Below are 24,922 nucleotides of genomic sequence, written 5' to 3'. Positions count from 1 at the left end.
GAGTGTCGGTTGCCCGTTTTTCATGCGGAAAAACAGCGCAATTATCAAAGAAACAGACTGGGTATTACTCTCCAGAAATATTTCCATCTACCGGTAAGGACTGCAACCCGCAGCCCGCTAACTGCCTGAAAGATCAATACGTCTTACGCCATTGCTGCGTGGATGATCGGTCGGGCAAAATGGGTTATTCCGTAAAATTTCTTGTTTTAACAAGGATGGACACGGAAACGGCCTCATTATTCCACTGCAAGCCTTGTTATAGCAAGATGACTTTTACCATTTATCACCCGCTTACTCACAGTTTTTTCACTTCTTGCTGGTGATTGGTTTAATAACCATCAATAAAGTGATCACGTAGTGAAGTAATAAGGTGTAAAACTAAATATAAGCATAGAAAAATGAGTGGCGCGAATCCTGTTGGCTAATTAGAATCGCCCACCATGAAAACAGAGACTCCATCCGTAAAAATTGTTGCTATCACCGCTGACGAAGCGGGGCAACGTATCGATAACTTTTTGCGTACCCAATTGAAAGGCGTACCAAAAAGTATGATTTACCGTATTTTGCGTAAAGGTGAAGTGCGGGTGAACAAAAAACGTATTAAGCCTGAATATAAACTCGAAGCGGGTGATGAGGTGCGTATCCCACCGGTTCGCGTTGCTGAGCGGGAAGAAGAGGCGGTTTCGCCACATCTGCAAAAGGTGGCGGCGCTGGCGGACGTCATCTTATATGAAGATGATCATATCCTGGTGCTGAATAAACCTTCCGGTACGGCGGTACATGGCGGCAGTGGTTTAAGCTTCGGCGTTATCGAAGGTTTGCGGGCGTTGCGCCCGGAAGCGCGGTTCCTTGAACTGGTTCATCGTCTCGACCGGGACACTTCAGGTGTGTTGCTGGTAGCGAAAAAACGCTCGGCGTTGCGTTCTCTGCATGAGCAATTACGTGAAAAAGGAATGCAAAAAGATTACCTGGCGCTGGTGCGCGGTCAGTGGCAGTCGCATGTGAAGAGCGTTCAAGCGCCGTTATTGAAAAATATTCTGCAAAGCGGCGAACGTATCGTGCGTGTCAGTCAGGAAGGCAAACCGTCGGAAACACGCTTTAAAGTGGAAGAACGCTATGCATTTGCCACCCTGGTGCGTTGTAGCCCGGTAACCGGACGTACTCATCAGATCCGTGTGCATACACAGTATGCGGGTCATCCGATTGCCTTTGACGATCGCTACGGTGACCGTGAATTTGACAGACAGCTCACTGAAGCAGGCACGGGATTAAATCGTCTGTTCCTGCACGCCGCAGCGTTGAAGTTTACCCATCCGGGGACCGGTGAGGTGATGCGTATCGAAGCGCCGATGGATGAAGGTTTGAAGCGTTGTTTGCAAAAGCTGCGTAACGCGCGCTAATACAAGCATATAAGCCTGATAATGGGCGGTTGGCCTGATAAGGCGTTTACGCCGCATCAGGCCGCCTGCACCGATTGCCGGATGCGACGTAACCGCATCCGGCGCAAACAACTATCCCATCAGCGGGTTTTTCCCTTCCCGACGTAACATCTGACACAGCGCGATTAGCGGTAAACCAACCAGCGTGTTAGGGTCACGTCCCTCTAAACGCTCAAACAGCGTAATGCCAAATCCTTCACTCTTAAAGCTACCCGCGCAGTGCAGGGGATGCTCCTTACGCACGTAATTATCAATCTCCGCCTCGCTCAGGTGACGGAAATGGACGTCAAAAGGCTCCACTTCTGTTTGTAGATGCCCATTCGCCGAATTAAACAACGCCAGTCCAGTATAGAAGGTGACGATATTGCCGCTGGCTTTGCGTAATTGCAGACGGGCATTTTCTTCCGTTAACGGTTTACCGGTGATTTCGCCATCAAGAACACATACCTGGTCTGAACCAATAATTAAATGATCCGGATAACGTGACGCCAGAGATTGCGCTTTTTCTTGTGCCAGTCGAAGCACCAACTGTCGCGGTGATTCGTCGCTGCGTGGGGTTTCGTCGACCTCTGGTGCTGCACATTCAAAAGAGATTTGCAGTTTTTCCAGAAGAGCGCGACGCCATGGCGAGGTGGAGGCTAAAATAAGTTTAGGCATATTTTTTTCCATCAGATATAGCGTATTGATGATAGCCATTTTAAACTATGCGCTTCGTTTTGCAGGTTGATGTTCGTTATCAGCACTGAACGAAAATAAAGCAGTAACCCGCAATGTGTGCGAATTATTGGCAAAAGGCAACCACAGGCTGCCTTTTTCTTTGACTCTATGACGTTACAAAGTTAATATGCGCGCCCTATGCAAAAGGTAAAATTACCCCTGACTCTCGATCCGGTTCGTACGGCTCAAAAACGCCTTGATTACCAGGGTATCTATACCCCTGATCAGGTTGAGCGCGTCGCCGAATCCGTAGTCAGTGTGGACAGTGATGTGGAATGCTCCATGTCGTTCGCTATCGATAACCAACGTCTCGCAGTGTTAAACGGCGATGCGAAGGTGACGGTAACGCTCGAGTGTCAGCGTTGCGGGAAGCCGTTTACTCATCAGGTCTACACAACGTATTGTTTTAGTCCTGTGCGTTCAGACGAACAGGCTGAAGCACTGCCGGAAGCGTATGAACCGATTGAGGTTAACGAATTCGGTGAAATCGATCTGCTTGCAATGGTTGAAGATGAAATCATCCTCGCCTTGCCGGTAGTTCCGGTGCATGATTCTGAACACTGTGAAGTGTCCGAAGCGGACATGGTCTTTGGTGAACTGCCTGAAGAAGCGCAAAAGCCAAACCCATTTGCCGTATTAGCCAGCTTAAAGCGTAAGTAATTGGTGCTCCCCGTTGGATCGGGGATAAACCGTAATTGAGGAGTAAGGTCCATGGCCGTACAACAGAATAAACCAACCCGTTCCAAACGTGGCATGCGTCGTTCCCATGACGCGCTGACCGCAGTCACCAGCCTGTCTGTAGACAAAACTTCTGGTGAAAAACACCTGCGTCACCACATCACTGCCGACGGTTACTACCGCGGCCGCAAGGTCATCGCTAAGTAATCACGCGTCTGCGTGATGAAGCTTAGTGAGGATTTTCCCCAGGCAACTGGGGAAAGACCAAACCGGGCGGCGACGATACCTTGACACGTCTAACCCTGGCGTTAGATGTCATGGGAGGGGATTTTGGCCCTTCCGTGACAGTGCCTGCAGCATTGCAGGCACTGAATTCTAATTCGCAACTCACTCTTCTTTTAGTCGGCAATCCCGACGCCATCACGCCATTACTTGCTAAAGCTGACTTTGAACAACGTTCGCGTCTGCAGATTATTCCTGCGCAGTCAGTTATCGCCAGTGATGTCCGGCCTTCGCAAGCTATCCGCGCCAGTCGTGGGAGTTCAATGCGCGTGGCCCTGGAGTTGGTGAAAGAAGGTCGAGCGCAAGCCTGTGTCAGTGCCGGTAATACCGGGGCACTGATGGGGCTGGCAAAATTATTACTCAAGCCCCTGGAGGGGATTGAGCGTCCGGCGCTGGTGACGGTATTGCCGCATCAGCAAAAGGGCAAAACGGTGGTTCTCGATTTAGGGGCCAACGTCGATTGTGACAGCACAATGTTGGTGCAATTTGCCATTATGGGCTCAGTCCTGGCTGAAGAGGTGGTGGAAATTCCCAATCCTCGCGTGGCGTTGCTCAATATTGGTGAAGAAGAAGTAAAGGGTCTCGACAGTATTCGGGATGCCTCAGCGGTGCTTAAAACAATCCCTTCTATCAATTATATCGGCTATCTTGAAGCCAATGAGTTGTTAACTGGCAAGACAGATGTGCTGGTTTGTGACGGCTTTACAGGAAATGTCACGTTAAAGACGATGGAAGGTGTTGTCAGGATGTTCCTTTCTCTGCTGAAATCTCAGGGTGAAGGGAAAAAACGGTCGTGGTGGCTACTGTTATTAAAGCGTTGGCTACAAAAGAGCCTGACGAGGCGATTCAGTCACCTCAACCCCGACCAGTATAACGGCGCCTGTCTGTTAGGATTGCGCGGCACGGTGATAAAAAGTCATGGTGCAGCCAATCAGCGAGCTTTTGCGGTCGCGATTGAACAGGCAGTGCAGGCGGTGCAGCGACAAGTTCCTCAGCGAATTGCCGCTCGCCTGGAATCTGTATACCCAGCTGGTTTTGAGCTGCTGGACGGTGGCAAAAGCGGAACTCTGCGGTAGCAGGACGCTGCCAGCGAACTCGCAGTTTGCAAGTGACGGTATATAACCGAAAAGTGACTGAGCGTACATGTATACGAAGATTATTGGTACTGGCAGCTATCTGCCCGAACAAGTGCGGACAAACGCCGATTTGGAAAAAATGGTGGACACCTCTGACGAGTGGATTGTCACTCGTACCGGTATCCGCGAACGCCACATTGCCGCGCCAAACGAAACCGTTTCAACCATGGGCTTTGAAGCGGCGACACGCGCAATTGAGATGGCGGGCATTGAGAAAGACCAGATTGGCCTGATCGTTGTGGCAACGACTTCTGCTACGCACGCTTTCCCGAGCGCAGCTTGTCAGATTCAAAGCATGCTGGGCATTAAAGGTTGCCCGGCATTTGACGTTGCAGCAGCCTGCGCAGGTTTCACCTATGCATTAAGCGTAGCCGATCAATACGTGAAATCTGGGGCGGTGAAGTATGCTCTGGTCGTCGGTTCCGATGTACTGGCGCGCACCTGCGATCCAACCGATCGTGGGACTATTATTATTTTTGGCGATGGCGCGGGCGCTGCGGTGCTGGCTGCCTCTGAAGAGCCGGGAATCATCTCCACCCATCTGCATGCCGACGGTAGCTATGGTGAGTTGCTGACGCTGCCTAATGCTGACCGTGTGAATCCAGAGAATTCAATTCATCTGACGATGGCGGGCAACGAAGTCTTCAAGGTTGCGGTAACGGAACTGGCGCACATCGTTGATGAGACGCTGGCGGCAAATAATCTTGACCGTTCTCAACTGGACTGGCTGGTTCCGCATCAGGCTAACCTGCGTATTATCAGTGCAACGGCGAAAAAACTCGGTATGTCTATGGACAATGTCGTGGTGACGCTGGATCGCCACGGTAATACCTCTGCGGCCTCTGTCCCGTGCGCGCTGGATGAAGCTGTACGCGACGGGCGCATTAAGCCGGGGCAGTTGGTTCTGCTTGAAGCCTTTGGCGGTGGATTCACCTGGGGCTCCGCGCTGGTTCGTTTCTAGGATAAGGATTAAAACATGACGCAATTTGCATTTGTGTTCCCTGGACAGGGTTCTCAAACCGTTGGAATGCTGGCTGATATGGCGGCGAGCTATCCAATTGTCGAAGAAACGTTTGCTGAAGCTTCTGCGGCGCTGGGCTACGACCTGTGGGCGCTGACCCAGCAGGGGCCAGCTGAAGAACTGAATAAAACCTGGCAAACCCAGCCAGCGCTGTTGACTGCATCTGTTGCGCTGTATCGCGTATGGCAGCAGCAGGGCGGTAAAGCACCGGCAATGATGGCCGGTCACAGCCTGGGGGAATACTCCGCGCTGGTTTGCGCTGGCGTGATTGATTTCGCTGATGCGGTGCGTCTGGTTGAGATGCGCGGTAAGTTCATGCAAGAAGCCGTACCGGAAGGCACTGGCGCTATGGCGGCAATCATCGGTCTGGATGATGCGTCTATTGCGAAAGCGTGTGAAGAAGCTGCAGAAGGTCAGGTCGTTTCTCCGGTAAACTTTAACTCTCCGGGACAGGTGGTTATTGCCGGTCATAAAGAAGCGGTTGAGCGTGCTGGCGCTGCCTGTAAAGCTGCGGGCGCAAAACGCGCGCTGCCGTTACCAGTGAGCGTACCGTCTCACTGTGCGCTGATGAAACCAGCAGCCGACAAACTGGCAGTAGAATTAGCGAAAATCACCTTTAACGCACCAACAGTTCCTGTTGTGAATAACGTTGATGTGAAATGCGAAACCAATGGTGATGCCATTCGTGACGCACTGGTACGTCAGTTGTATAACCCGGTTCAGTGGACGAAGTCTGTTGAGTACATGGCAGCGCAAGGCGTAGAACATCTCTATGAAGTCGGCCCGGGCAAAGTGCTAACTGGCCTGACGAAACGCATTGTCGACACCCTGACCGCCTCGGCGCTGAACGAACCTTCAGCGATGGCAGCGGCGCTCGAGCTTTAAAAGAGGAAAATCATGAATTTTGAAGGAAAAATCGCACTGGTAACCGGTGCAAGCCGCGGAATTGGCCGCGCAATTGCTGAAACGCTCGCAGCCCGTGGCGCGAAAGTTATTGGCACTGCGACCAGTGAAAATGGCGCTCAGGCGATCAGTGATTATTTAGGTGCTAACGGCAAAGGTCTGATGTTGAATGTGACCGACCCGGCATCTATCGAATCTGTTCTGGAAAAAATTCGCGCAGAATTTGGTGAAGTGGATATCCTGGTCAATAATGCCGGTATCACTCGTGATAACCTGTTAATGCGAATGAAAGATGAAGAGTGGAACGATATTATCGAAACCAACCTTTCATCTGTTTTCCGTCTGTCAAAAGCGGTAATGCGCGCTATGATGAAAAAGCGTCATGGTCGTATTATCACTATCGGTTCTGTGGTTGGTACCATGGGAAATGGCGGTCAGGCCAACTACGCTGCGGCGAAAGCGGGCTTGATCGGCTTCAGTAAATCACTGGCGCGCGAAGTTGCGTCACGCGGTATTACTGTAAACGTTGTTGCTCCGGGCTTTATTGAAACGGACATGACACGTGCGCTGAGCGATGACCAGCGTGCGGGTATCCTGGCGCAGGTTCCTGCGGGTCGCCTCGGCGGCGCACAGGAAATCGCCAACGCGGTTGCATTCCTGGCATCCGACGAAGCAGCTTACATCACGGGTGAAACTTTGCATGTGAACGGCGGGATGTACATGGTCTGACCGCGATTTGCACAAAATGCTTATGTTGCGCGCAGTCTGCGTGGTTATGAGTAATAATTAGTGCAAAATGATTTGCGTTATTGGGGGGTAAGGCCTCAAAATAACGTAAAATCGTGGTAAGACCTGCCGGGATTTAGTTGCAAATTTTTCAACATTTTATACACTACGAAAACCATCGCGAAAGCGAGTTTTGATAGGAAATTTAAGAGTATGAGCACTATCGAAGAACGCGTTAAGAAAATTATCGGCGAACAGCTGGGCGTTAAGCAGGAAGAAGTTACCAACAATGCTTCTTTCGTTGAAGACCTGGGCGCGGATTCTCTTGACACCGTTGAGCTGGTAATGGCTCTGGAAGAAGAGTTTGATACTGAGATTCCGGACGAAGAAGCTGAGAAAATCACCACCGTTCAGGCTGCCATTGATTACATCAACGGCCACCAGGCGTAAGTGAACATCTCCAGGCGGTCGTTCGACCGCCTGAGTTTTATCTTTTTGTCCCACTAGAATCATTTTTTCCCTCCCTGGAGGACAAACGTGTCTAAGCGTCGTGTAGTTGTGACCGGACTGGGCATGTTGTCTCCTGTCGGCAATACCGTAGAGTCTACCTGGAAAGCTCTGCTTGCCGGTCAGAGTGGCATCAGCCTAATCGACCATTTCGATACTAGCGCCTATGCAACGAAATTTGCTGGCTTAGTAAAGGATTTTAACTGTGAGGACATTATCTCGCGCAAAGAACAGCGCAAGATGGATGCCTTCATTCAATATGGAATTGTCGCTGGCGTTCAGGCCATGCAGGATTCTGGCCTTGAAATAACGGAAGAGAACGCAACCCGCATTGGTGCCGCAATTGGCTCCGGGATTGGCGGCCTCGGACTGATCGAAGAAAACCACACATCTCTGATGAACGGTGGTCCACGTAAGATCAGCCCATTCTTCGTTCCGTCAACGATTGTGAACATGGTGGCAGGTCATCTGACTATCATGTATGGCCTGCGTGGCCCAAGCATCTCTATCGCGACCGCCTGTACTTCCGGCGTGCACAACATTGGTCATGCTGCGCGTATTATCGCGTATGGCGATGCTGACGTGATGGTTGCAGGTGGCGCAGAGAAAGCCAGTACGCCGCTGGGTGTTGGTGGTTTTGGCGCGGCACGTGCATTATCTACCCGCAATGATAACCCGCAAGCGGCGAGCCGCCCGTGGGATAAAGAGCGTGATGGCTTCGTACTGGGCGATGGTGCCGGTATGCTGGTACTTGAAGAGTACGAACACGCGAAAAAACGCGGTGCGAAAATTTACGCTGAACTCGTCGGCTTTGGTATGAGCAGCGATGCTTATCATATGACGTCACCGCCAGAAAATGGCGCAGGCGCAGCTCTGGCAATGGCAAATGCTCTGCGTGATGCAGGCATTGAAGCGAGTCAGATTGGCTACGTTAACGCGCACGGTACTTCTACGCCGGCTGGCGATAAAGCTGAAGCGCAGGCGGTGAAAACCATCTTCGGTGAAGCTGCAAGCCGTGTGTTGGTAAGCTCCACGAAATCTATGACCGGTCACCTGTTAGGTGCGGCGGGTGCAGTAGAATCTATCTACTCCATCCTGGCGCTGCGCGATCAGGCTGTTCCGCCAACCATCAACCTGGATAACCCGGATGAAGGTTGCGATCTGGATTTCGTACCGCATGAAGCACGTCAGGTCAGCGGAATGGAATACACGCTGTGTAACTCCTTCGGCTTCGGTGGCACTAATGGTTCTTTGATCTTTAAAAAGATCTAAGTTGTCATTTTCCACCCTTATAAAAGGTCCGCTTGCGGGCCTTTTTTCTTAGCTTTTATTCCGACTTGTTCCGTAGTGAACATGCTGCCACACTAACAATTCTCTGATAAGGAGCCGGTATGTTCTTAATTAACGGTTATAAGCAGGAATCGCTGGCAGTAAGCGATCGGGCAACGCAGTTTGGTGATGGTTGTTTTACCACCGCCAGAGTTATCGACGGTAAAGTCAGTTTGTTATCGGCGCATATCCAGCGACTACAGGATGCTTGTCAGCGGTTGATGATTTCCTGTGACTTCTGGCCACAGCTTGAACAAGAGATGAAAACGCTGGCAGCAGAACAGCAAAATGGTGTACTGAAAGTCGTGATCAGTCGCGGTAGTGGCGGGCGAGGGTACAGCACATTGAACAGTGGACCGGCAACGCGGATTCTCTTCGTTACGGCTTATCCTGCACATTACGACCGTTTGCGTAACGAGGGGATGACGTTGGCGCTAAGCCCGGTGCGGCTGGGGCGCAATCCTCATCTTGCAGGTATTAAACATCTCAATCGTCTTGAGCAAGTATTGATTCGCTCTCATCTTGAGCAGACAAACGCTGATGAGGCGCTGGTCCTTGACAGCGAAGGGTGGGTTACGGAATGCTGTGCGGCTAATTTGTTCTGGCGGAAGGGCAACGTAGTTTATACGCCGCGACTGGATCAGGCAGGTGTTAACGGCATTATGCGACAATTCTGTATCCGTTTGCTGGCACAATCCTCTTATCAGCTTGTCGAAGTGCAAGCTTCTCTGGAAGAGGCGTTGCAGGCAGATGAGATGGTTATTTGTAATGCGTTAATGCCAGTGATGCCCGTACGTGCCTGTGGCGATGTCTCCTTTTCGTCAGCAACGTTATATGAATATTTAGCCCCACTTTGTGAGCGCCCGAATTAGTCATGAAAAAAGTGTTATTGATAATCTTGTTATTGCTGGTGGTACTGGGTATCGCCGCTGGTGTGGGCGTCTGGAAGGTTCGCCATCTTGCCGACAGCAAATTGCTTATCAAAGAAGAGACGATATTTACCCTGAAGCCAGGGACCGGACGTCTGGCGCTCGGTGAACAGCTTTATGCTGATAAGATCATCAATCGCCCACGGGTTTTTCAATGGCTGCTGCGTATCGAACCGGATCTTTCTCACTTTAAAGCCGGGACTTACCGCTTTACACCGCAGATGACCGTGCGCGAGATGCTGAAATTGTTGGAAAGCGGTAAAGAAGCACAGTTCCCGCTGCGACTGGTAGAAGGGATGCGTCTGAGCGACTACCTCAAGCAATTGCGTGAGGCTCCGTATATCAAGCACACGCTGAGTGACGATAAGTACGCCACCGTAGCGCAGGCACTTGAACTGGAAAACCCGGAGTGGATTGAAGGTTGGTTCTGGCCAGACACCTGGATGTATACCGCCAATACCACCGATGTCGCGTTACTCAAGCGAGCGCACAAGAAAATGGTGAAAGCGGTCGATAGCGCCTGGGAAGGGCGTGCGGACGGTCTGCCTTATAAAGATAAAAATCAGCTGGTGACGATGGCATCAATTATCGAAAAAGAAACCGCCGTTGCCAGTGAACGCGATCAGGTTGCCTCGGTATTTATCAACCGTTTACGCATTGGTATGCGCTTGCAGACCGACCCAACCGTGATTTACGGGATGGGAGAGCGTTATAATGGCAAACTTTCTCGTGCAGACCTGGAAACGCCGACAGCGTATAACACCTATACCATTACCGGTTTGCCGCCGGGTGCGATAGCTACGCCGGGGGCGGATTCGCTGAAGGCTGCTGCGCATCCGGCAAAAACGCCGTATCTCTATTTTGTGGCCGATGGAAAAGGTGGTCACACGTTTAATACCAATCTTGCCAGTCATAACAAGTCTGTGCAGGATTATCTGAAAGTGCTTAAGGAAAAAAATGCGCAGTAAGTATATCGTCATTGAGGGGCTGGAAGGCGCAGGCAAAACTACCGCGCGTAATGTGGTGGTTGAGACGCTCGAGCAACTGGGTATCCGCGACATGGTTTTCACTCGGGAACCTGGCGGTACGCAACTTGCCGAAAAGTTAAGAAGCCTGGTGCTGGATATCAAATCGGTAGGCGATGAAGTCATTACCGATAAAGCCGAAGTTCTGATGTTTTATGCCGCGCGCGTTCAACTGGTAGAAACAGTCATCAAACCTGCGCTGGCTAACGGCACCTGGGTGATTGGCGATCGCCACGATCTCTCCACTCAGGCGTATCAGGGCGGCGGACGTGGTATTGACCAACATATGCTGGCAACACTGCGTGATGCTGTTCTCGGTGATTTTCGCCCCGACTTAACGCTCTATCTCGATGTTACCCCGGAAGTTGGCTTAAAACGCGCGCGTGCGCGCGGCGAGCTGGATCGTATTGAGCAAGAGTCTTTCGATTTCTTTAATCGCACCCGCGCCCGCTATCTGGAACTGGCAGCACAAGATAAAAGCATTCATACCATTGATGCCACCCAGCCGCTGGAGGCCGTGATGGATGCAATCCGCACTACCGTGACCCACTGGGTGAAGGAGTTGGACGCATGAGATGGTATCCATGGTTACGACCTGATTTCGAAAAACTGGTAGCCAGCTATCAGGCCGGAAGAGGTCACCATGCGCTGCTCATTCAGGCGTTACCGGGCATGGGCGATGATGCTTTAATCTACGCCCTGAGCCGTTATTTACTCTGCCAACAACCGCAGGGCCACAAAAGTTGCGGTCACTGTCGTGGATGTCAGTTGATGCAGGCTGGCACGCATCCCGATTACTACACCCTGGCTCCCGAAAAAGGGAAAAATATGCTGGGCATTGATGCGGTACGTGAGGTCACCGAAAAGCTGAATGAGCACGCACGCCTAGGTGGTGCGAAAGTTGTCTGGGTAACCGATGCTGCCTTACTGACCGACGCCGCGGCTAACGCATTGCTGAAAACGCTTGAAGAGCCACCAGCAGAAACCTGGTTTTTCCTGGCTACCCGCGAGCCTGAACGTTTACTGGCAACATTACGTAGTCGTTGTCGGTTACATTACCTTGCGCCGCCGCCGGAACAGTACGCCGTGACCTGGCTTTCACGCGAAGTGACAATGTCACAGGATGCATTACTTGCCGCATTGCGCTTAAGCGCCGGTTCGCCTGGCGCGGCACTGGCGTTGTTTCAGGGAGATAACTGGCAGGCTCGTGAAACATTGTGTCAGGCGTTGGCATATAGCGTGCCATCGGGCGACTGGTATTCGCTGCTAGCGGCCCTTAATCATGAACAAGCTCCGGCGCGTTTACACTGGCTGGCAACGTTGCTGATGGATGCGCTAAAACGCCATCATGGTGCTGCGCAGGTGACCAATGTTGATGTGCCGGGCCTGGTCGCCGAACTGGCAAACCATCTTTCTCCCTCGCGCCTGCAGGCTATACTGGGGGATGTTTGCCACATTCGTGAACAGTTAATGTCTGTTACAGGCATCAACCGCGAGCTTCTCATCACCGATCTTTTACTGCGTATTGAGCATTACCTGCAACCGGGCGTTGTGCTACCGGTTCCTCATCTTTAAGAGAGACATCATGTTTTTAGTCGACTCACACTGCCATCTCGATGGTCTGGATTATGAATCTTTGCATAAGGACGTGGATGACGTTCTGGCGAAAGCCGCCGCACGCGATGTGAAATTTTGTCTGGCAGTCGCCACAACATTACCGGGTTATTTACATATGCGGGATCTGGTAGGCGAACGTGACAACGTCGTATTTTCTTGTGGCGTGCATCCACTCAACCAGAATGATCCCTACGATGTAGAAGATTTACGCCGTCTGGCGGCAGAAGAGGGTGTTGTAGCGCTGGGTGAAACCGGGCTGGATTATTATTACACACCGGAAACTAAAGTACGTCAGCAAGAGTCCTTCATCCATCATATCCAGATTGGTCGTGAACTGAACAAGCCGGTTATCGTCCATACCCGTGACGCCCGTGCCGATACGCTGGCAATTCTGCGCGAAGAAAAAGTGACGGATTGCGGTGGCGTACTACACTGTTTTACAGAGGACAGAGAAACGGCGGGTAAATTACTGGATCTCGGATTTTACATCTCCTTTTCCGGCATTGTGACCTTCCGTAATGCGGAGCAACTGCGCGATGCTGCGCGTTATGTCCCCCTGGATCGATTACTGGTGGAAACTGACTCACCTTACCTTGCGCCGGTACCGCATCGAGGAAAAGAGAATCAACCTGCGATGGTTCGTGACGTTGCAGAATACATGGCTGTGTTGAAAGGTGTTGCCGTTGAAGAACTGGCGCAGGTAACCACCGATAACTTCGCCCGTCTGTTTCACATCGACGCTTCCCGCCTTCAATCCATCCGTTGAATGAGTTTTTTTAAAGCTCGTAATTAATGGCTAAAACGAGTAAAGTTCACCGCCGAAAATTGGGCGGTGAATAACCACGTTTGAAATATTGTGACATATGTTTTGTCAAAATGTGCAACTTCTCCAATGATCTGAAGTTGAAACGTGATAGCCGTCAAACAAATTGGCACTGAATTATTTTACTCTGTGTAATAAATAAAGGGCGCTTAGATGCCCTGTACACGGCGAGGCTCTCCCCCCTTGCCACGCGTGAGAACGTAAAAAAAGCACCCATACTCAGGAGCACTCTCAATTATGTTTAAGAATGCATTTGCTAACCTGCAAAAGGTCGGTAAATCGCTGATGCTGCCGGTATCCGTACTGCCTATCGCAGGTATTCTGCTGGGCGTCGGTTCCGCGAATTTCAGCTGGCTGCCCGCCGTTGTATCGCATGTTATGGCAGAAGCAGGCGGTTCCGTCTTTGCAAACATGCCACTGATTTTTGCGATCGGTGTCGCCCTCGGCTTTACCAATAACGATGGCGTATCCGCGCTGGCCGCAGTTGTTGCCTATGGCATCATGGTTAAAACCATGGCCGTGGTTGCGCCACTGGTACTGCATTTACCTGCTGAAGAAATCGCCTCTAAACACCTGGCGGATACTGGCGTACTCGGAGGGATTATCTCCGGTGCGATCGCAGCGTACATGTTTAACCGTTTCTACCGTATTAAGCTGCCTGAGTATCTTGGCTTCTTTGCCGGTAAACGCTTTGTGCCGATCATTTCTGGCCTGGCTGCCATCTTTACTGGCGTTGTGCTGTCCTTCATTTGGCCGCCGATTGGTTCTGCAATCCAGACCTTCTCTCAGTGGGCTGCTTACCAGAACCCGGTAGTTGCGTTTGGCATTTACGGTTTCATCGAACGTTGCCTGGTACCGTTTGGTCTGCACCACATCTGGAACGTACCTTTCCAGATGCAGATTGGTGAATACACCAACGCAGCAGGTCAGGTTTTCCACGGCGACATTCCGCGTTATATGGCGGGTGACCCGACTGCGGGTAAACTGTCTGGTGGCTTCCTGTTCAAAATGTACGGTCTGCCAGCTGCCGCAATTGCTATCTGGCACTCTGCTAAACCAGAAAACCGCGCGAAAGTGGGCGGTATTATGATCTCCGCGGCGCTGACCTCGTTCCTGACCGGTATCACCGAGCCGATCGAGTTCTCCTTCATGTTCGTTGCGCCGATCCTGTACATCATCCACGCGATTCTGGCAGGCCTGGCATTCCCAATCTGTATTCTTCTGGGGATGCGTGACGGTACGTCGTTCTCGCACGGTCTGATCGACTTCATCGTTCTGTCTGGTAACAGCAGCAAACTGTGGCTGTTCCCGATCGTCGGTATCGGTTATGCGATTGTTTACTACACCATCTTCCGCGTGCTGATTAAAGCACTGGATCTGAAAACGCCGGGTCGTGAAGACGCGACTGAAGATGCAAAAGCGACAGGTACCAGCGAAATGGCACCGGCTCTGGTTGCTGCATTTGGTGGTAAAGAAAACATTACTAACCTCGACGCATGTATTACCCGTCTGCGCGTCAGCGTTGCTGATGTGTCTAAAGTGGATCAGGCCGGCCTGAAGAAACTGGGCGCAGCGGGCGTAGTGGTTGCTGGTTCTGGTGTTCAGGCGATTTTCGGTACTAAATCCGATAACCTGAAAACCGAGATGGATGAGTACATCCGTAACCACTAATCCGTAAGACGTTGGGGAGACTAAGGCAGCCAGATGGCTGCCTTTTTTACAGGTGTTATTCAGAATTGATACGTGCCGGTAATGCTGAAATTACGCGGTGTGCCGTAGACGATAGAACCTTCCACGTTGGTATCGTAGGTTTTGTCGAACAGGTTATTGACGTTCCCCTGTAACGAGAAGTTTTTCGTCACCTGGTAGCGGGTGAAGAGATCCACCAGCGCGTAGCTACCTTGCTCGGCGCGGAAGGTGCCATACGGTGTCACGGTGTCGGTATACACGCGATTTTGCCAGTTAACACCACCGCCGACTGTCAACTCTGGCATGACAGGCAACCGATAGCTGGTGAACATTTTAACCGTGGTGCGTGGCAGATTAGGATTAACGGCGTTTCCTTCGTTATCCTCTGCAATATAGCGCGTTGCGCCAAATGTCAGCTGCCAGTTGTCGGTAATTGCGCCGTTGAGTTCAAATTCCACCCCTTTACTGACTGTCCCATCCACCGCTTTATAGGCGGTTTCGCCGTTGCTGCCGGGGATAGGTGTACCGGTGGACTGAGCGACATTATCCTGCTCAATACGGAAGATGGCTAACGTGGTGGTCAGACGGCTATTCATCCAGTCCGATTTCAGACCCAGCTCGTAGTTGTTACCGGTGATTGGAGCCAGATATTTGCCTGAACTGTCACGATCATTTTGCGGCTGGAAAATAGAGGTATAGCTGGCGTAGGTCGACCAGTTGTCATTGATGTCAAACACCAGACCAGCGTAAGGCGTGGTGTGGTTTTTCTCCATGCTGTAAGTCAGCGTATCAACCCGCCAGTTGGTATAACGTGCGCCGAGGATCAGATGCAGCGGATCGGCAAGGGTGACTCGAGTGGCAGCATATAACGATTTCATATGTGTGGTATCGTCCTGTGCCAGGCTCTGTGGTGACCAGTCGGTTTGTGGGAAATTGCCATTAAAGTTGTAGAAACTGCCAATTTCATCCGGGAAGATGTTGGCCCATGAACTGAAGTAACGATTGTTTTGTTTGCTGTAACTGCCACCAAACATTAGATTGTGCTGACGACCAAACAATTCATAAATACCGTCAGCGAACAAATCCAGCGCATCAACTTTACGTTTGCCACTGTTCCAACCGGTGCCGCCGACATAATCAAAGCCAGGTCCATAATTACTGTATGGCCCAACCAGCATACCATCCGCTTTGTTTACATAGGCATCGACATACATCATTTTGCTGTCAAATTCGACTTCAGAGTGGGTGGCATTCAGTGTCGCTTGCCAGGTATCAGCAAACCGCTGCTTCAGGGTCATAAAGACCTTGTTGATCTCTTTATCGTTGTACGCCCAGTCAGGTGCGGTACTGCGTGCACGATCGTAACTGTTGCTGCTGCCATCAGTATTCCAGCGCGGTAAACCGCCCCAGGTAGGGCTATTAACATCAATGCGCTGATATTCGTAACCGGCTGAAAGCGTCGTAAGATCGCCTAAATCAGCATCGACAATGCCCGAGAAGAAGGTCTTTTCACTGTTGTAGCGGTCCAGCCATGAGTCGTTATTCTGGTAGCCGCCGACAATTCGCGCGCGGATTTTACCGTCTTCGGTGAGTGGGCTTTGTAAATCCGCCACATACCGTTCTTTGTTCCAGCTACCGTATTCCGCCGAGACATCGCCTTTAAATTCACGACTGGTCGCGTGTTTTCGAACCATATTAATTGCCGCAGATGGATTACCCGTCCCGGTCATGAGTCCTGTCGCGCCACGCACTACTTCTACGCGTTCAAAGAGTGCCATATCAGAAAGTGCGTCGCCCAGATTCCAGCGCGATTCAAAATAGGTGGGGATACCATCAACCATATAGTTATCGATCTGGAATCCGCGGGAATAATAAAGAGCACGATCGGAATCCGCCTGACTTTTGCTGATCCCCTGCGTGTTTTCCATCACTTCGCCCAGCGTTTGTAACTGCTGATCTTCCATCCGCTGCTGGCTAACAATAGTGACCGACTGAGGAATATCACGTTGAGTCATCTGCATTTTGGTACCCGCAGAGGTAGACGTTACGCTGTAATCATTTTCGCCATCATCTGGAGCTGTGGCTGAACCCTCAACAATCACCGTTTCTTCAGTGGCTGGTGCAGCAAAAGCGGCAGAAGGTAATAGTGCCAGTGCTATGCAACCGGCAAGTAGTGACGGTTTGGTGATGGCTTGATATTGATTATCCCTGTTAAATTGTGTTGAAAGCATTTGAAATCTCTTGGTTTATGTTGTCGTCAGGCTCATGCCGGAGGAGGGTGATGAGCGATTATATTTAGTGTGCGAATAATTTTGTTTGTAAATGCAAATGAGAAATATACGCATTCATATTTGTCGTGTAAACCAAACAGAGAATGTCTTTTCAGCGCATTCGCAGGCAGAAATGGGAATAATGGCGATATATACGGCAGCAAAACGATTTTTTGCTTAAGAAATCGTGAGTTAAGGTTGAAAGAGCAGGTTTAACTCGACCATACTCTATACTCGCAGTGTGGCGCGGCGTAGCATGGCGCAACGCATGGCTATTTGAAAAAGGAAAATGTCGTGGCAGAAGAAACTATATTCAGCAAAATTATTCGTCGTGAGATCCCCTCCGATATCGTCTACCAGGATGATCTGGTAACGGCGTTTCGCGATATTTCGCCGCAAGCGCCAACGCATATTCTGATCATTCCGAATATCCTCATTCCGACTGTGAACGACGTCTCAGCTGAGCATGAGCAGGCGCTGGGACGCATGATCACCGTAGCGGCAAAAATTGCTGAGCAAGAAGGTATTGCCGAAGATGGCTATCGTCTGATCATGAATACCAACCGCCATGGCGGACAAGAGGTTTACCACATCCATATGCACTTGTTGGGTGGCCGTCCGCTGGGACCAATGCTGGCGCATAAAGGTCTGTAACGATGAGAAAAGGATGCTTTGGGCTGGTGTCTCTGGCGTTGTTACTGCTGGTGGGCTGTCGTTCACATCCGGAAATTCCGGTGAATGATGAGCAATCGCTGGTGATGGAGTCATCTTTATTGGCTGCGGGCATCAGTGCAGAAAAGCCCGTCCTTTCGACGTCTGATATTCAACCTTCAGCATCCTCAACGCTTTATAACGAAAGGCAAGAACCCGTTACCGTTCATTATCGTTTTTACTGGTATGACGCCAGAGGGCTGGAGATGCATCCTCTGGAAAGGCCACGCAGCGTTACCATTCCCGCACATTCGGCGGTAACGCTGTACGGCAGCGCCAATTTTCTGGGGGCGCACAAAGTCAGACTTTATCTATATTTGTAAGGGGTGAATCTTGATGACAAAAATGAGTCGCTACGCCTTGATTACCGCGCTGGCGATGTTTCTCGCCGGATGTGTGGGGCAACGTGAACCTGCACCGGTAGAAGAAGTGAAACCAGCGCCGGAACAACCAGCCGAGCCACAACAGCCTGTCCCCACAGTGCCCTCGGTGCCGACGATCCCGCAGCAGCCAGGCCCAATTGAGCACGAAGATCAAACGGCACCGCCTGCGCCGCATATTCGCCATTATGACTGGAATGGCGCAATGCAGCCGATGGTCAGTAAGATGCTTGGGGCTGACGGGGTGACTGCGGGTAGCGTCCTGCTGGTTGATAGCGTTAACAACCGTACTAACGGTTCGCTGAATGCCGCAGAAGCGACCGAAACGCTGCGAAATGCGCTGGCTAATAACGGGAAATTTACCCTGGTTTCCGCCCAGCAGCTGTCGATGGCTAAGCAACAGTTAGGTTTGTCGCCGCAGGACAGTTTAGGTACTCGTAGTAAAGCCATAGGCATTGCCCGCAATGTCGGCGCTCATTACGTGCTGTACTCCAGCGCCTCTGGCAACGTTAACGCTCCGACCCTACAAATGCAGCTGATGCTGGTGCAGACGGGCGAAATTATCTGGTCAGGTAAAGGTGCCGTTTCGCAGCAATAATCCCATCATGCGCGACGAATTGCTGTCGCGCTTTTTCCCGCAGTTTCATCCCGTCACGACGTTTCATAGTGGGCTTAGTGGCGGGAGTTTTCTCATTGAACACCAGGGCCAGCGTTTTGTTGTACGTCAGCCGCACGATCCTGATGCGCCGCGGTTCGCGTTCTTGCGCCAGTATCGGGCTTTATCACAATTACCCGCATGTATTGCACCGAAGCCGCATTTATATCTCCGTGACTGGATGGTGGTCGACTATCTGCCCGGCGAGGTAAAAACGTATTTGCCGGATACCAACGAACTGGCAGGCTTGCTGTATTATCTACATCAACAACCGCGTTTTGGCTGGCGAATAACGCTGTTGCCGTTACTGGAACTGTACTGGCAGCAAAGCGATCCGGCGCGGCGGACAGTGGGTTGGCTGCGAAGGTTAAAACGTCTGCGCAAAGCGCGGGAACCACGGCCTTTACGCTTAAGTCCATTGCATATGGATGTCCACGCCGGAAATTTAGTGCATAGCGCGTCAGGGTTAAAACTCATCGACTGGGAGTATGCCGGAGATGGTGATATCGCGCTGGAACTGGCGGCGGTGTGGGTGGAAAATACTGACCAGCACCGGCAATTGGTCAATGACTATGCCACTCGCGCGAAGATTTATCCGGCGCAATTATGGCGTCAGGTCAGGCGATGGTTTCCCTGGCTGCTGATGCTCAAAGCAGGGTGGTTTGAGTACCGCTGGCGACAAACCGGCGATCAACAATTTATCAGGCTGGCCGATGACACCTGGCGGCAGCTATTAATAAAACAATAAGGAGAGCAGTGTGGGTCCAGTAATGTTGGATGTCGAAGGTTACGAACTGGACGCGGAAGAGCGTGAAATACTTGCGCATCCGCTGGTGGGAGGGCTGATTCTCTTTACGCGTAACTATCATGATCCTGCCCAGTTGCGTGAACTGGTGCGCCAGATCCGCGCAGCTTCGCGCAATCATCTGGTGGTGGCGGTAGATCAGGAAGGTGGACGCGTGCAGCGTTTTCGCGAAGGTTTTACCCGCTTACCGGCAGCACAATCCTTTGCTGCGCTGTTGGGAATGGAAGAGGGCGGCAAACTGGCGCAAGAGGCGGGTTGGCTGATGGCCAGCGAAATGATCGCTATGGATATTGATATCAGCTTTGCGCCTGTGCTGGATGTCGGGCATATCAGCGCGGCGATTGGCGAGCGTTCTTATCATGCCGATCCACAAAAAGCCCTGGCAATTGCCAGCCGGTTTATTGATGGTATGCATGAAGCCGGAATGAAAACGACCGGGAAACACTTCCCAGGACACGGTGCAGTAACGGCAGACTCACACAAAGAAACACCGTGCGATCCACGTCCACAAGCGGAGATTCGCGCTAAAGATATGTCGGTCTTCAGTTCCTTAATCCGCGAAAATAAACTCGACGCCATTATGCCTGCGCATGTGATCTACAGTGATGTTGATTCGCGTCCGGCGAGCGGTTCTCCCTACTGGCTGAAAACCGTTTTGCGTCAGGAACTGGGTTTTGACGGCGTGATTTTCTCTGACGATTTATCGATGGAAGGTGCCGCGATTATGGGCAGTTATGCCGAACGCGGGCAGGCATCACTGGATGCGGGTTGCGATATGATCCTGGTCTGCAATAATCGTAAAGGGGCCGTCAGCGTGTTAGATAATCTGTCACCGATCAAGGCAGAACGTGTTACACGTTTGTATCATAAAGGTTCATTTTCGCGACAGGAACTGATGGACTCGGCTCGCTGGAAAGCGATCAGCACCCGTCTGAATCAGTTACACGAACGCTGGCAGGAAGAGAAAGCAGGTCACTAACCCTGGCTTATGTGAGGAAGCGATGATTATCTATTTACACGGTTTTGACTCTAACAGTCCGGGTAACCACGAGAAAGTCTTACAATTGCAGTTTATTGACCCGGATGTACGCTTGATAAGCTACAGTACGCGGCATCCGAAACATGATATGCAGCATCTGCTTAAAGAAGTGGACAAAATGTTGCAACTGAACGTTGACGAGCGTCCGCTAATTTGCGGCGTTGGCCTGGGCGGATACTGGGCGGAACGGATTGGTTTTCTTTGCGACATCCGCCAGGTGATCTTCAACCCTAATTTGTTCCCTTATGAGAACATGGAAGGCAAGATTGATCGCCCGGAAGAGTATGCCGATATTGCCACTAAGTGTGTGACCAACTTCCGCGAGAAGAATCGCGATCGTTGTCTGGTTATTTTGTCGCGTAATGATGAAGCACTTAACAGCCAGCGGACATCTGAAGAGTTGCATCATTATTACGAGATTGTCTGGGACGAAGAGCAGACGCACAAATTCAAGAATATCTCCCCGCATTTACAGCGCATTAAAGCGTTCAAAACCCTCGGGTAAATGCCCTCGTCGCATCAGGTAACCTTGCCGGTACCTGATGCGCTCCGAATTCTGTAAGTCGGATAAGGCGTCCACGCCGCATCCGACAGTCGAGCATCAATGCCTGATGCGATGCTGCGCATCTTATCAGGACGACCAAACGCCCTCGATATACGCTTCACCCTATATTACTCTTCCGAATTTGCTCAAATAATAAACAATAAACTCTATTTTTTGATCTCACCCGGTAAAGTCGCCTATCTTTTCAGCAACAAAACTTGATTAACATCAATTTTGGTATGACCAATGCACCATTCATGTTATTCTCAATAGCGAAGAACATTTTCATTGCTGTAACCTGTTGTTAATTAAGAGCTATGTTAATAACCATTAATTAACAATTGGTTAATAAATTTAAGGGGGTCACGTTGACTACGCCATTGAAAAAGATTGTGATTGTCGGCGGCGGTGCTGGTGGGCTGGAAATGGCAACACAGCTGGGGCATAAGCTGGGACGTAAGAAAAAAGCCAAAATTACGCTGGTCGATCGTAACCACAGCCACCTGTGGAAACCGCTGCTGCACGAAGTGGCGACTGGCTCGCTTGATGAAGGCGTCGATGCGTTGAGCTATCTGGCCCATGCGCGCAATCATGGTTTCCAGTTCCAGCTGGGTTCCGTCATTGATATTGATCGTGAAGCGAAAACAATCACTATTGCAGAACTGCGCGATGAGAAAGGTGAACTGCTGGTTCCGGAACGTAAAATCGCCTATGACACCCTGGTAATGGCGCTGGGTAGCACCTCTAACGATTTCAATACGCCAGGTGTCAAAGAGAACTGCATTTTCCTCGATAACCCGCACCAGGCGCGTCGCTTTCACCAGGAGATGCTGAATCTCTTCCTGAAATACTCCGCCAACCTGGGCGCAAATGGCAAAGTGAACATTGCGATTGTCGGCGGCGGCGCGACGGGTGTAGAACTCTCCGCTGAATTGCACAACGCGGTCAAGCAACTGCACAGCTACGGTTACAAAGGCCTGACCAACGAAGCCCTGAACGTAACGCTGGTAGAAGCGGGAGAACGTATTTTGCCTGCATTACCGCCACGTATCTCTGCTGCGGCCCACAACGAGCTAACGAAACTTGGCGTTCGCGTGCTGACGCAAACCATGGTCACCAGTGCTGATGAAGGCGGCCTGCACACTAAAGATGGCGAATATATTGAGGCTGATCTGATGGTGTGGGCAGCCGGGATCAAAGCGCCAGACTTCCTGAAAGATATCGGTGGTCTTGAAACTAACCGTATCAACCAGCTGGTGGTGGAACCGACGCTGCAAACCACCCGCGATCCAGACATTTACGCTATTGGCGACTGCGCGTCATGCCCGCGTCCGGAAGGGGGCTTTGTTCCGCCGCGTGCTCAGGCTGCACACCAGATGGCGACTTGCGCAATGAACAACATACTGGCGCAGATGAACGGTAAGCCGCTGAAAAATTATCAGTATAAAGATCATGGTTCGCTGGTATCGCTGTCGAACTTCTCCACCGTCGGTAGCCTGATGGGTAACCTGACGCGCGGCTCAATGATGATTGAAGGACGAATTGCGCGCTTTGTATATATCTCGCTATACCGAATGCATCAGATTGCGCTGCATGGTTACTTTAAAACCGGATTAATGATGCTGGTGGGGAGTATTAACCGCGTTATCCGTCCGCGTTTGAAGTTGCATTAATCGACGTACACTGGCGGATGTGGCATAAACGCCTCATCCGCCCTGGACAAATGGTACGAGCGGTAGGCCTGATAAGACGCGTTAAGCGTCGCATCAGGCATTCCTTCAGACTCCTCCGAATCCTTAAGTATTTCCAGCCATTCCCGCGCTTTTCATCTTCTGTCTGATAGCTGCTTTTCTCCTTCGCTTGCATGATTGGCATAACTGCAAAGAAGGAGGTGTTCCCGTGAATAAATCAATGTTGGCGGGTATCGGGATTGGTGTCGCAGCTGCGCTGGGCGTAGCGGCAGTGGCCAGTCTGAACGTGTTTGAACGGGGCCCGCAATACGCTCAGGTTGTTTCTGCAACCCCAATCAAGGAAACGGTTAAAACACCGCGTCAGGAGTGTCGCAACGTCACAGTGACCCATCGTCGACCGGTGCAGGATGAAAATCGCATTACCGGGTCGGTGCTCGGCGCTGTTGCTGGCGGCGTGATAGGGCATCAGTTTGGTGGTGGTCGTGGTAAAGATGTCGCCACTGTTGTGGGGGCGCTGGGTGGTGGATATGCCGGTAACCAGATCCAGGGCTCTCTCCAGGAAAGCGATACTTACACGACTACGCAACAGCGTTGTAAAACGGTGTATGACAAGTCAGAAAAAATGCTCGGTTATGATGTGACCTATAAGATTGGCGATCAGCAGGGCAAAATCCGCATGGACCGCGATCCTGGTACGCAGATCCCGCTAGATAGTAATGGGCAACTGATTTTGAATAACAAAGTATAACAAGGCTGTACTCTGCAATTTGGCCCCTCATTCGCTCAGGCAGAGGGGCTTTTTTTGCGCCTTATTTCACCAGTTCGGGCCATAAACGCAAAGTCGTTCCGGCAATCTGCATTAGTTTTTCCAGCGATGCACCTTCGCGTGCGCTGATCGACATCCCCTGAATAATACAATTAAGGAATTCTGCCAGATGTGTCACGTCACAGTGGGTCGGGATTTCCCCGCGCGCTTGTCGTTGACATAAAAACTGCTGCAAAGTGCGCTCTTGCATCGCATGGCGTGATTTCAACGTATTGGCGATATCTCCTGAATCTGGGGAGAGGGTGGTGCAGTTGTTGATCATGAAGCAGCCTGCCGGGGTGTCTTTGCTGGTAAAGCAGTTGGCGATGGCAGCAAAATAGTCAGCCAGCGCAGACTCCACGCTTTTCTCTTCACAAAACAGCTGTGCTTCATGCTTAGCGGCAAAACGATCGATATAGCGGTCGAGAACGGCACGAAATAACCCCTCTTTGTTGGTAAATTCCGCGTATAGCGTGGGCGCTTTGGCTCCGGTCGCTTCGACGAGGTCCGCAAGAGAAGTCGCTTCATAACCGTGTTGCCAGAACAATTTCATGGCCTTATCAAGCGCGGCATCCCTGTCGAACACTTTTGGGCGGCCACGGCTTTTTTTTACACATTGTGTTGAGTCAGTTGCCATGATGCCGTTGTACCTGGTGACTGTGAATGAAAGGTTATTATAAAAATAATCACCTCCGTTCACCAGTCCAGATCCCATAAAAATAATTGCTTTCTATTTAACTGAAATTTAAAGATTTTTAAATTAATTAATGATTGTTATAAAAAATATCTTGTATGTGATCCAGATCACATCTATCATTTAGTTATCGATCGTTAAGTAATTGCTTGCGACGTCATTCATCTGCATAAGGCCACTATTATTAAAAACGTAAAAACCCTCATCGCTGCGGCGATTTTAAGCTCCATGTCATTTGCCAGCTTTGCGGCTGTCGAAGTTCAGTCAACGCCAGAAGGCCAACAAAAAGTCGGTACAATCAGTGCTAACGCGGGGACAAATCTGGGATCGCTGGAAGAGCAGCTGGCGCAAAAAGCGGATGAGATGGGCGCAAAATCTTTCCGTATTACTTCTGTAACCGGTCCGAATACCCTCCATGGAACAGCAGTAATTTATAAATAAGCATTAACCCTCATTAATGCCTGCTACTGCTGATTTTTTCCCCGCGACATGCCGTGTCGCGGGGAT

27 protein-coding genes are annotated in these 24,922 nt (G+C 50.9%); 24 read left to right on the top strand and 3 right to left on the bottom strand.

Annotation, left to right across the window (positions count from 1 at the left end; all coding sequences use genetic code 11):
- The first annotated feature begins 440 nt into the window (after positions 1-440).
- Positions 441-1,400 (top strand): 23S rRNA pseudouridine(955/2504/2580) synthase RluC, encoded by a 960-nt coding sequence (gene rluC / locus HGD79_RS05665; protein WP_000846343.1) that lies wholly within the window; start codon positions 441-443, stop codon positions 1,398-1,400.
- A gap of 111 nt (positions 1,401-1,511) precedes the next feature.
- On the opposite strand, the gene yceF is transcribed toward rluC, so the two are convergent.
- The gene (gene yceF / locus HGD79_RS05660) at positions 1,512-2,096 is read right to left on the bottom strand and encodes a 7-methyl-GTP pyrophosphatase (protein ID WP_001125202.1); all 585 of its coding nucleotides are present in this window, start codon (positions 2,094-2,096) and stop codon (positions 1,512-1,514) included.
- Positions 2,097-2,294: 198 nt separating this feature from the next.
- Here yceF and yceD point away from each other — a divergent pair, with 198 nt between their 5' ends.
- From yceD to ptsG, 14 genes are all read left to right on the top strand, one after another.
- Entirely contained in the window at positions 2,295-2,816 is a 522-nt protein-coding gene (gene yceD, locus HGD79_RS05655) for a 23S rRNA accumulation protein YceD (RefSeq protein ID WP_001174481.1), read from the top strand.
- A 51-nt stretch (positions 2,817-2,867) separates the two neighbouring features.
- Positions 2,868-3,041, top strand: a complete 174-nt coding sequence (gene rpmF, locus HGD79_RS05650) for a 50S ribosomal protein L32 (protein ID WP_000290727.1) — start codon at positions 2,868-2,870, stop codon at positions 3,039-3,041.
- A gap of 80 nt (positions 3,042-3,121) precedes the next feature.
- Entirely contained in the window at positions 3,122-4,192 is a 1,071-nt protein-coding gene (gene plsX, locus HGD79_RS05645; RefSeq protein WP_000197585.1) for a phosphate acyltransferase PlsX, read from the top strand.
- Positions 4,193-4,259: 67 nt separating this feature from the next.
- Entirely contained in the window at positions 4,260-5,213 is a 954-nt protein-coding gene (gene fabH / locus HGD79_RS05640; protein WP_000288132.1) for a beta-ketoacyl-ACP synthase III, read from the top strand.
- Positions 5,214-5,228: 15 nt separating this feature from the next.
- Entirely contained in the window at positions 5,229-6,158 is a 930-nt protein-coding gene (gene fabD / locus HGD79_RS05635) for an ACP S-malonyltransferase (protein WP_000191372.1), read from the top strand.
- Between the two features lie 12 nt (positions 6,159-6,170).
- Positions 6,171-6,905, top strand: a complete 735-nt coding sequence (gene fabG, locus HGD79_RS05630; protein WP_001008535.1) for a 3-oxoacyl-ACP reductase FabG — start codon at positions 6,171-6,173, stop codon at positions 6,903-6,905.
- A 210-nt stretch (positions 6,906-7,115) separates the two neighbouring features.
- Entirely contained in the window at positions 7,116-7,352 is a 237-nt protein-coding gene (gene acpP / locus HGD79_RS05625) for an acyl carrier protein (protein ID WP_000103754.1), read from the top strand.
- Positions 7,353-7,439: 87 nt separating this feature from the next.
- Positions 7,440-8,681, top strand: coding sequence for a beta-ketoacyl-ACP synthase II (fabF, locus tag HGD79_RS05620; protein ID WP_000044679.1), 1,242 nt, complete (start codon positions 7,440-7,442; stop codon positions 8,679-8,681).
- A 119-nt stretch (positions 8,682-8,800) separates the two neighbouring features.
- Positions 8,801-9,610: an aminodeoxychorismate lyase gene (pabC, locus tag HGD79_RS05615; protein WP_096147338.1), complete on the top strand. Its 810-nt coding sequence runs from the start codon at positions 8,801-8,803 to the stop codon at positions 9,608-9,610.
- Positions 9,611-9,612: 2 nt separating this feature from the next.
- On the top strand, positions 9,613-10,635 hold the full coding sequence (gene yceG / locus HGD79_RS05610) for a cell division protein YceG (protein ID WP_000756838.1): 1,023 nt from the start codon (positions 9,613-9,615) through the stop codon (positions 10,633-10,635).
- Positions 10,625-11,266, top strand: coding sequence for a dTMP kinase (gene tmk, locus HGD79_RS05605; protein WP_001257000.1), 642 nt, complete (start codon positions 10,625-10,627; stop codon positions 11,264-11,266). The genes yceG and tmk overlap by 11 nt, the downstream gene beginning before the upstream one ends.
- Positions 11,263-12,267 carry a DNA polymerase III subunit delta' gene (gene holB, locus HGD79_RS05600; RefSeq protein WP_001267931.1) on the top strand — a complete coding sequence of 335 codons (1,005 nt, stop codon included), beginning with the start codon at positions 11,263-11,265 and terminating at the stop codon, positions 12,265-12,267. Before tmk ends, holB begins: the two co-directional genes overlap by 4 nt.
- A 10-nt stretch (positions 12,268-12,277) precedes the next feature.
- On the top strand, positions 12,278-13,075 hold the full coding sequence (locus tag HGD79_RS05595; protein WP_000480245.1) for a metal-dependent hydrolase: 798 nt from the start codon (positions 12,278-12,280) through the stop codon (positions 13,073-13,075).
- A 294-nt stretch (positions 13,076-13,369) separates the two neighbouring features.
- On the top strand, positions 13,370-14,803 hold the full coding sequence (gene ptsG, locus HGD79_RS05590) for a PTS glucose transporter subunit IIBC (RefSeq protein WP_000475719.1): 1,434 nt from the start codon (positions 13,370-13,372) through the stop codon (positions 14,801-14,803).
- Positions 14,804-14,862: 59 nt separating this feature from the next.
- Here the strand turns inward: ptsG and fhuE are convergent, their stop codons facing one another.
- Positions 14,863-17,052, bottom strand: a complete 2,190-nt coding sequence (gene fhuE, locus HGD79_RS05585) for a ferric-rhodotorulic acid/ferric-coprogen receptor FhuE (protein ID WP_021578494.1) — start codon at positions 17,050-17,052, stop codon at positions 14,863-14,865.
- A gap of 333 nt (positions 17,053-17,385) precedes the next feature.
- Between fhuE and hinT the strand changes: the two genes are divergently transcribed.
- The 8 genes from hinT to HGD79_RS05545 all read left to right on the top strand — a co-directional run bounded on the left by hinT (position 17,386) and on the right by HGD79_RS05545 (position 23,664).
- The gene (hinT, locus tag HGD79_RS05580) at positions 17,386-17,745 is read left to right on the top strand and encodes a purine nucleoside phosphoramidase (protein WP_000807125.1); all 360 of its coding nucleotides are present in this window, start codon (positions 17,386-17,388) and stop codon (positions 17,743-17,745) included.
- Positions 17,746-17,747: 2 nt separating this feature from the next.
- Positions 17,748-18,125, top strand: coding sequence for a YcfL family protein (locus HGD79_RS05575; protein ID WP_001225281.1), 378 nt, complete (start codon positions 17,748-17,750; stop codon positions 18,123-18,125).
- A 13-nt stretch (positions 18,126-18,138) separates the two neighbouring features.
- On the top strand, positions 18,139-18,780 hold the full coding sequence (gene lpoB / locus HGD79_RS05570) for a penicillin-binding protein activator LpoB (protein WP_000164439.1): 642 nt from the start codon (positions 18,139-18,141) through the stop codon (positions 18,778-18,780).
- Positions 18,761-19,585 (top strand): thiamine kinase, encoded by an 825-nt coding sequence (gene thiK, locus HGD79_RS05565; protein WP_001116548.1) that lies wholly within the window; start codon positions 18,761-18,763, stop codon positions 19,583-19,585. Before lpoB ends, thiK begins: the two co-directional genes overlap by 20 nt.
- Before the next feature lie 10 nt (positions 19,586-19,595).
- Positions 19,596-20,621 carry a beta-N-acetylhexosaminidase gene (nagZ, locus tag HGD79_RS05560; RefSeq protein ID WP_096147340.1) on the top strand — a complete coding sequence of 342 codons (1,026 nt, stop codon included), beginning with the start codon at positions 19,596-19,598 and terminating at the stop codon, positions 20,619-20,621.
- Positions 20,622-20,643: 22 nt separating this feature from the next.
- Positions 20,644-21,186, top strand: coding sequence for an alpha/beta hydrolase YcfP (gene ycfP, locus HGD79_RS05555; RefSeq protein WP_000587933.1), 543 nt, complete (start codon positions 20,644-20,646; stop codon positions 21,184-21,186).
- Positions 21,187-21,593: 407 nt separating this feature from the next.
- The gene (gene ndh / locus HGD79_RS05550; RefSeq protein WP_000211045.1) at positions 21,594-22,898 is read left to right on the top strand and encodes an NADH-quinone dehydrogenase; all 1,305 of its coding nucleotides are present in this window, start codon (positions 21,594-21,596) and stop codon (positions 22,896-22,898) included.
- A 226-nt stretch (positions 22,899-23,124) separates the two neighbouring features.
- On the top strand, positions 23,125-23,664 hold the full coding sequence (locus HGD79_RS05545) for a glycine zipper 2TM domain-containing protein (protein ID WP_001043459.1): 540 nt from the start codon (positions 23,125-23,127) through the stop codon (positions 23,662-23,664).
- A 61-nt stretch (positions 23,665-23,725) separates the two neighbouring features.
- Here HGD79_RS05545 and comR read toward each other — a convergent pair whose 3' ends face one another.
- A complete protein-coding gene (gene comR / locus HGD79_RS05540) occupies positions 23,726-24,358 on the bottom strand; it encodes a TetR family copper-responsive transcriptional repressor ComR (RefSeq protein ID WP_000179805.1) in 633 nt (210 codons plus the stop codon).
- Positions 24,359-24,598: 240 nt separating this feature from the next.
- On the opposite strand from comR, the gene bhsA reads away from it, so the two are divergent.
- Complete coding sequence (bhsA, locus tag HGD79_RS05535) at positions 24,599-24,856, top strand: multiple stress resistance protein BhsA (protein WP_000800153.1); 258 nt, start codon at positions 24,599-24,601, stop codon at positions 24,854-24,856.
- Positions 24,857-24,922 lie beyond the last annotated feature (66 nt).

Origin of the sequence: Escherichia sp. SCLE84, assembly GCF_012584495.1 — a bacterium.
Classification (GTDB): domain Bacteria; phylum Pseudomonadota; class Gammaproteobacteria; order Enterobacterales; family Enterobacteriaceae; genus ECMA0423.
Note: the sequence above shows the minus strand (reverse complement) of the source record. Positions and strands in the feature narration are given on the sequence as shown.

Bases quoted from the DNA above. Each gene is read 5' to 3' on its own strand.
- rluC (WP_000846343.1), top strand. From the start codon at position 441: ATGAAAACAGAGACTCCATCCGTAAAAATTGTTGCTATCACCGCTGAC.
- yceF (WP_001125202.1), bottom strand. From the start codon at position 2,096: ATGCCTAAACTTATTTTAGCCTCCACCTCGCCATGGCGTCGCGCTCTT.
- yceD (WP_001174481.1), top strand. From the start codon at position 2,295: ATGCAAAAGGTAAAATTACCCCTGACTCTCGATCCGGTTCGTACGGCT.
- rpmF (WP_000290727.1), top strand. From the start codon at position 2,868: ATGGCCGTACAACAGAATAAACCAACCCGTTCCAAACGTGGCATGCGT.
- fabH (WP_000288132.1), top strand. From the start codon at position 4,260: ATGTATACGAAGATTATTGGTACTGGCAGCTATCTGCCCGAACAAGTG.
- fabD (WP_000191372.1), top strand. From the start codon at position 5,229: ATGACGCAATTTGCATTTGTGTTCCCTGGACAGGGTTCTCAAACCGTT.
- fabG (WP_001008535.1), top strand. From the start codon at position 6,171: ATGAATTTTGAAGGAAAAATCGCACTGGTAACCGGTGCAAGCCGCGGA.
- acpP (WP_000103754.1), top strand. From the start codon at position 7,116: ATGAGCACTATCGAAGAACGCGTTAAGAAAATTATCGGCGAACAGCTG.
- pabC (WP_096147338.1), top strand. From the start codon at position 8,801: ATGTTCTTAATTAACGGTTATAAGCAGGAATCGCTGGCAGTAAGCGAT.
- yceG (WP_000756838.1), top strand. From the start codon at position 9,613: ATGAAAAAAGTGTTATTGATAATCTTGTTATTGCTGGTGGTACTGGGT.
- tmk (WP_001257000.1), top strand. From the start codon at position 10,625: ATGCGCAGTAAGTATATCGTCATTGAGGGGCTGGAAGGCGCAGGCAAA.
- holB (WP_001267931.1), top strand. From the start codon at position 11,263: ATGAGATGGTATCCATGGTTACGACCTGATTTCGAAAAACTGGTAGCC.
- HGD79_RS05595 (WP_000480245.1), top strand. From the start codon at position 12,278: ATGTTTTTAGTCGACTCACACTGCCATCTCGATGGTCTGGATTATGAA.
- ptsG (WP_000475719.1), top strand. From the start codon at position 13,370: ATGTTTAAGAATGCATTTGCTAACCTGCAAAAGGTCGGTAAATCGCTG.
- fhuE (WP_021578494.1), bottom strand. From the start codon at position 17,052: ATGCTTTCAACACAATTTAACAGGGATAATCAATATCAAGCCATCACC.
- HGD79_RS05575 (WP_001225281.1), top strand. From the start codon at position 17,748: ATGAGAAAAGGATGCTTTGGGCTGGTGTCTCTGGCGTTGTTACTGCTG.
- lpoB (WP_000164439.1), top strand. From the start codon at position 18,139: ATGACAAAAATGAGTCGCTACGCCTTGATTACCGCGCTGGCGATGTTT.
- ycfP (WP_000587933.1), top strand. From the start codon at position 20,644: ATGATTATCTATTTACACGGTTTTGACTCTAACAGTCCGGGTAACCAC.
- comR (WP_000179805.1), bottom strand. From the start codon at position 24,358: ATGGCAACTGACTCAACACAATGTGTAAAAAAAAGCCGTGGCCGCCCA.